Below are 6,032 nucleotides of genomic sequence, written 5' to 3'. Positions count from 1 at the left end.
AATTTTTCTTGGCTGCAAAGCAGACAAACGCTCTTGATAATCTTAGCAACTCTCGCACTAGAGACCCCCATCTTTTCCTCTATGTCTTTGGGATAGATAAAACCTCCATTCTTGCTAATTAAAGCCATGGCCATATTCTCGCCTCTAACTGAATTATTTAACTTCTTACCAGACCCACCGTGGCCTATCTTAGACAAACTTGTAATCAATCTTTGAACTAAATCATCATTCATAAAAACTCCTTTAGCTAACACTGTTAGTAATTTTACTAAGTCATATTAAGCTTGTCAATTTTTGAGGGGATATTTTAAAAATTAAGGTATTACTTGGGAGATTAGTTGTGAAATTTTAGCTTATCTAGGATGAAAAATAAACTGATATAATGACTTATGCAAGAGAGAGAATATCAAGATTATGAAGAAATTTTGAAATGACTGAAAATCTTAATATATAACATATTGAGGTTAATAAAAGCGAAATGTGTCAAAAATGAATTTATCGCTTTTTGATAGATATACTAAACTTTTGATAAGATTAGAAAAATAAATATCTTGAACCAATACGCATTAATATGTATAATAGTAGTGTAAGGAGGATAGCATATGCCACTAAGCGCGAAAGAAATGATTAAACTTCTTAAAAAGAACGGATTTACCGAAATAAAAGGCGGTAAGGGTTCTCATAGAAGATTTAAGAATTTCAAAACCGGTAAGGTAACAGAAGTGCCGTTCCATTCTAAAGAGCTCAAAAAAAGGGACGGAGCAAGCTATTCTGAAACAAGCGGGACTTAAATAGTCCCCTCCTTACTTTACTTTTAGGAGGTAGTATGTTTTTAGCTTATCCAGCAGTATTTCATAAGTGCAATGACACCGAGGGTTATTTTATAACATTTCCAGATTTTGAAGGAGCGAGTCAAGCAGAAACAGAAAATGAGTGTATCTATATGGCTCAGGATTTTTTAGGGATTAACCTTTACTATATGCTTATAGATAAGGAAGATTTTCCGAAGCCAACTAGTATTAAAGATGTTGTTATTGAAGATGATGGCTATACAATAGTCGAAGAAAGTTTCGTCAGTCTTGTTGGAATAGATGTTCAAAAATATGCCAAAGAGATGGGAAAAGAAACTGTAAGAAAAAATATAACCATTCCTAGCTATCTAAACGAAATGGGGAAAAATCATAATATAAATTTCTCCAAACTTTTAACAGAAGCTTTGGAAAGAGAATTTGATATAGAATAGATTGATTTTAGGCGACTGCAGTATTACAGTCGCTTTTTGTGTTCTCAAAATATTTACTTGAAAAAGGGATGAGGAGGAAAACAAATTAGTAATTTAAAAAGCCATCCCAAAGATGGCTTAAAGGTCGAACAAATCTGAGTGACTACCTGTATCAACTAGGGTAAGAGTTAGGATATCGTCTTCTATTAGTTAGTTTTTAGGTCTAACTTTTGGGGGTCAGTTCAGTCTCCACCGAGGTAATTTTTTTCTTTATTTATATTCTCTTTTGTTCAATGAACAACAATCTAATCTTTCATTTCCAAAAGATTTTTTATTTTCTTTTGCTAGATTTTTCAAGAATTTTTCCCATCTATTTTTCATTGATTCAAAGATTTTCATATTTTACCTCCTCGGGTAATTATTTGTAAATTTTCTACAATAATACTTATACCGGAAAAAATTATTTTTTTCAATTTTTTATCTCCCATTTTCCTATCCCATAATTAAAGACAGGATATCTTTTCCAAAAGTAGAAAGATAAACTTCCATTTAATTATCTTTTAAAAATTCATCGATTGTTCTTTTTGCTACGGCTAAGAAATATAAAAATACTCCAAAACTTTTGGGACGTGGAGCAATTTTATATGCAGTAATGCCTGCCGATTTGATAAATGATGTGATTCCTTTTTTAGGAATTTTGGATTATGCAATCGACCTTCCATTTCTAATTTATATAACAAGCAAAATGACCCCAGATTCAGTTATGGATAAGGAAAAAATTGAATATGTAGACGAAAATAAATAAAAGATCCAAATCCTCTTATTTTTCATTATAACTAATTCAGTTCTTGTTACGTTAATTTGATTATTCTTGACTTCTCCAGAAGTTTAAACTTCTACAAAACAGTGATTTGAAACCTTTTGATTCTTTTGGTGGAGCATAAGGGACTTGAACCCTTGGCCTCTTGACTGCCAGTCAAGCGCTCTCCCAACTGAGCTAATGCCCCAAGATGTATATATTCTAGCATATTTTAATATAAAAGACAAGGAGATTAGGTCATTACAAGATTTAAATAGAATTAAGAAAAAGGAGAGTGCTTCGCTTAGGAAGGCTCTCCCTTGTTTTATATTTTCTTGTTGACCCAGTTTCCTTGGTGAAATCTTCGTCTTAGGCAAATAAACCTTGATGCCTGATCTGATAGGATTCCTAGCCAGATTCCCATGATGCCGAGGCTTAGGACATTTACTGCAAGTAGGGTTACGGCACTTCTGATAAAGGTTACAGATAAGAGGGCTACAAAGAGGGTGTATTTGACATCTCCTGCCGCTCTGAGGCAGCCTCCGTAGATTGTTTGGGAGATCTGTAGGAGGACTATTACTGTTAAAAACCTTGTAATGATCACACCGTATTCGATTATATCTGGATCTTTGAAGAAGAGACCAAAGATATGTCTTCCGAAAAATATCAGTATGATTGATACTATTACTGATAGGGCAAAGCCGATCTCTTGGCAGACCTTGCCGTAGGTCTTGGCTCCTTCCTTATCTTCCGCACCCAGGGCGTTTCCTGATAGGGCAATGGCTGCTACTTGCATTCCATTAGCTAGGGAGAAGGTTAGGGATAGGAGATTCATTCCTACGTTGTGGGCAGCAAAGATTTCTGTTCCAAGACTTGCTGCAGTAATGGCTGTCACGAGAAAGCCGATTCTTGCTGAGACATTTTCAACAAAGATATTTGAGCCGAGACTTGCAATGGATTTGGCGATTTTCTTGCTGTATGCAAACTTCGCTTTCACAAACTGATTGAAGTTAAGGTAGGAAGATTTTCTCGTTAGGGAAATGATGCACATTATGCTTGCCACGACTGTTCCTAGGACTGTCGCAATGGCAGCTCCCCTTATGCCTAGGGCAGGAAATCCAAAGTTTCCGTAGATTAGTAGGTAGTTAAATGTAATATTAACAACAGAGCTAACTAGGTTTGATACGAAGGCAATTTGTGTATTGCCGCAGCCCCTATGGCCAGCATTGATGACCATGGCTAGGGCATTAAATATAATCCCTCCCATAATAATTTTAAAGTAAGCTATAGAAAGCTCGTGAGTTTCAGGATTGGACCCAGCAAACTTAAGGATTGGGGATAGGAAGGGCATCATCACAAGGTCTACTAGGATTACGAAGGCTATTACTATATAGATAGCTGTAAGAAGAGTCTTGTTGGCCTCTATTCTATCTCCTTCTCCCTGTCTTCTCGCAACAAGGGCCGATACGGCAGCATTTATGGAGAAGAATATGGTAAGGGCTATAAATTTAGGTTGGGTGGTAAGGCCGATAGCGGCAACAGCACTTGGACCCATGCCTGATACCATGAAGGTATCTATTATATCTGCAATTGATATAAAGAAGAATTCCAATAGGGCAGGCCAGGCAATTGCTAGTGATTTTTTCCAATAATCTTTTCTTTGCACGAATCCCCCTTAGTCTATTAGGTCCAGATATCTTTCGATATTTATATTTTCATTTGTAGAGTATTTGATAACATCACTATAGATTTTAGATATAATATCGACTGTCTTTTGGCAAGATTTTTCGATTGAGTAGCCATCTAGGAAGTAGGCTATGAAGAGCCCATCGAATAGGTCTCCCGTTCCTGTAAGTCTTTTGGGAAGTTTGTCGAAAGGAATTTTAAATTCACCCTCATCGTATCCTTTTACGAAATATTTCCCGTCTTCTTCTATAGAAGTTATAAGATATTTTTTTCCTTTGCTTACAAAATCCTCGTAGTCTATATCAAGAAACTTAGCCTCTGTGGCATTTGGACTTATGATATCTGAAATATCGAGTAAGGATTTATAATTTTCAAGCATAGTCTCATCAAGGGTTGGGTAGAGCTTTCCTTCATCTCCCATGATGGGATCAAAGAGGACAGTCGCCTTGTAGTCTAAGTTTTTTACGTAATCGTAGATTATATCTCTTTGCTCAGTGTTGTGGATATATCCGATAGAGATAAGGTCAAACTCAAAGCCTATCTCATCCCAGTTTCTTAGGGTATCTTTTAAGTATTCTGTTGTGTCTAATATGGCATTTTTCCCGTAGGAGAAGTTGTTTGCTATAAGGGCAGTTGGAAGGAAGAAAGTATTGTGTCCCTTGTAGGATAGGACAGTTTCCATCATTTTGCCGGCAATTTTTCCTAGGGAAACGAAATCATTTATTATTAATATATTTTTCATCTCATTTCACCTCACCTTATATCTTATGAATTTAAAGATTTATGTCAAGGCGTGATATTGTAAGTAGGAGGGTTAAAGTGATATAATAGGTCTATGTATAAATTTAATAAAAATATCATTAAAAAAATCAACGAAAATAAATATGTTAAGAAAACCAGGAAGGGTTTGGGGAGTTTGATATTCTCTCGTGCTGGACTATTTGCCTTTTTAGTAATTATTCAGCTTGTTTTGATGATTTACATATATTATAATTCTAAGATAAATATCACTTATATTATGGGAGGAGATACCCTATCTAAGTTTATAATGATGCTTATAATCCTCAATATGAAAAAGGTATCCAATGCCAACAAGCTGTCTTGGTTTATGCTTATAGCGATAGTTCCGACCTTTGGTATAATCGCCTTTCTCGTAAGTCATTATTCGATTGGTTACAAGAGAGAGCAGAAGAAGGTTATAAGTCTCGATAAAGATTCTAGAAAATACGTCCAAAAGGATAAGGATCTTTACGAAAAAATCGAAGACAGGGAAAGGAGATTTTATCCAATAGCCAAATACTTGGACGATGTGGGAGGATTTCCAACCTATAAGGACACATCTTCGACTTACTTTAAAGTAGGAGATGACATGTTCGAGGCCATGCTAAGTGACGTGAAAAGTGCAGAAGAGTTTATCTTTATGGAGTTTTTCATAATCGATTATGGCTATATGTGGGGGACAATTCTAGAAGAGCTTGTAAAAAAGGCCAAGGAGGGAGTTAAGGTAAGGCTACTTATAGATGGATCCAATCTCATAACGAGAGTAAGGCCTGACTTTGTCCAAGAGATGGAGAGCTTGGGCATAGAATGTAGGGTCTTTTCTAAGATGTATCCTATAGTATCGACCTATCAGAACAACAGGGATCACAGGAAGGTCATGGTGGTAGATGGAAAGGTTGCCTATACTGGAGGAATCAACCTATCTGATGAATACATAAATGTGTTCGAGAGATTCGGTCATTGGAAGGATTGTGGTGTAAGAATTAAGGGTAGTGCTGTCAAAAGCTTTACCATAATGTTTCTTAATATGTGGTTTTCTCTCGATAACAAGCCAGAAGACTATAGTCCTTATCTTAAGAAATATCCGGACACAGAAGCTAGTGGCTTCTATATTCCTTTCGCCGACAATCCCCTAGATGATGAGACTATATCAAAAAACGTCCTTCTCGATACAATTAACAAGGCCAAAAAATACGTATATCTCATGAGTCCTTATCTAATAGTCGATGAAGAGATTAGAAATGCGATAAAGCTTGCCTCAAAGTCGGGCCTTGATGTAAGGATTTGCCTGCCACATATACCAGACAAGAAGGTAGCTTTCGCCCTAGCTAAGGACCACTACAAGGAATTTATAGAAGCAGGGGTGAGGATTTTTGAATATACTCCAGGCTTCGTCCACTCCAAGACCTGGCTTGCTGACGGCAAGGTAGGCTTTGTGGGAACAGTCAACCTAGACTACAGGGCTCTTTTTCAAAACTTTGAGTGCGGCCTATACATGTATAAGTCAAACAGCCTAGTTGAGATTAAAAATGACTTCGATATATT

At 36.4% G+C, this 6,032-nt stretch carries 7 protein-coding genes, 1 tRNA gene and 1 pseudogene; 4 read left to right on the top strand and 5 right to left on the bottom strand.

Features of this window, described 5'->3' with window-relative positions; all coding sequences use genetic code 11:
* Positions 1–233 (bottom strand): annotated as a pseudogene (locus MRZ08_RS00440) (hypothetical protein); the annotation flags it as partial.
* A gap of 369 nt (positions 234–602) precedes the next feature.
* On the opposite strand from MRZ08_RS00440, the gene MRZ08_RS00435 reads away from it, so the two are divergent.
* Together MRZ08_RS00435 and MRZ08_RS00430 are read left to right on the top strand one after the other, a co-directional pair.
* The gene (locus MRZ08_RS00435; RefSeq protein WP_297377903.1) at positions 603–791 is read left to right on the top strand and encodes a type II toxin-antitoxin system HicA family toxin; all 189 of its coding nucleotides are present in this window, start codon (positions 603–605) and stop codon (positions 789–791) included.
* A 35-nt stretch (positions 792–826) separates the two neighbouring features.
* Positions 827–1,243 (top strand): type II toxin-antitoxin system HicB family antitoxin, encoded by a 417-nt coding sequence (locus tag MRZ08_RS00430; RefSeq protein WP_297377900.1) that lies wholly within the window; start codon positions 827–829, stop codon positions 1,241–1,243.
* A gap of 249 nt (positions 1,244–1,492) precedes the next feature.
* On the opposite strand, the gene MRZ08_RS00425 is transcribed toward MRZ08_RS00430, so the two are convergent.
* On the bottom strand, positions 1,493–1,621 hold the full coding sequence (locus MRZ08_RS00425; RefSeq protein ID WP_297377897.1) for an LDCC motif putative metal-binding protein: 129 nt from the start codon (positions 1,619–1,621) through the stop codon (positions 1,493–1,495).
* Between the two features lie 223 nt (positions 1,622–1,844).
* Between MRZ08_RS00425 and MRZ08_RS00420 the strand changes: the two genes are divergently transcribed.
* Entirely contained in the window at positions 1,845–2,027 is a 183-nt protein-coding gene (locus MRZ08_RS00420) for a DUF1232 domain-containing protein (protein WP_297377894.1), read from the top strand.
* A gap of 126 nt (positions 2,028–2,153) precedes the next feature.
* On the opposite strand, the gene MRZ08_RS00415 is transcribed toward MRZ08_RS00420, so the two are convergent.
* The 3 genes from MRZ08_RS00415 to MRZ08_RS00405 form a co-directional block, all read right to left on the bottom strand.
* Positions 2,154–2,229: transfer RNA gene (locus tag MRZ08_RS00415), tRNA-Ala, on the bottom strand.
* Positions 2,230–2,346: 117 nt separating this feature from the next.
* Positions 2,347–3,687, bottom strand: coding sequence for an MATE family efflux transporter (locus tag MRZ08_RS00410; RefSeq protein WP_297377891.1), 1,341 nt, complete (start codon positions 3,685–3,687; stop codon positions 2,347–2,349).
* Between the two features lie 9 nt (positions 3,688–3,696).
* Positions 3,697–4,449 carry a PfkB family carbohydrate kinase gene (locus MRZ08_RS00405; RefSeq protein WP_297377889.1) on the bottom strand — a complete coding sequence of 251 codons (753 nt, stop codon included), beginning with the start codon at positions 4,447–4,449 and terminating at the stop codon, positions 3,697–3,699.
* A 93-nt stretch (positions 4,450–4,542) separates the two neighbouring features.
* Between MRZ08_RS00405 and cls the strand changes: the two genes are divergently transcribed.
* On the top strand, positions 4,543–6,032 hold a 1,490-nt coding region (cls, locus tag MRZ08_RS00400), incomplete at its 3' end, for a cardiolipin synthase (protein WP_297377886.1).

The organism is Anaerococcus sp., from assembly GCF_022770135.1.
Taxonomy (GTDB): Bacteria; Bacillota; Clostridia; order Tissierellales; family Peptoniphilaceae; genus Anaerococcus.
Note: the sequence above shows the minus strand (reverse complement) of the source record. Positions and strands in the feature narration are given on the sequence as shown.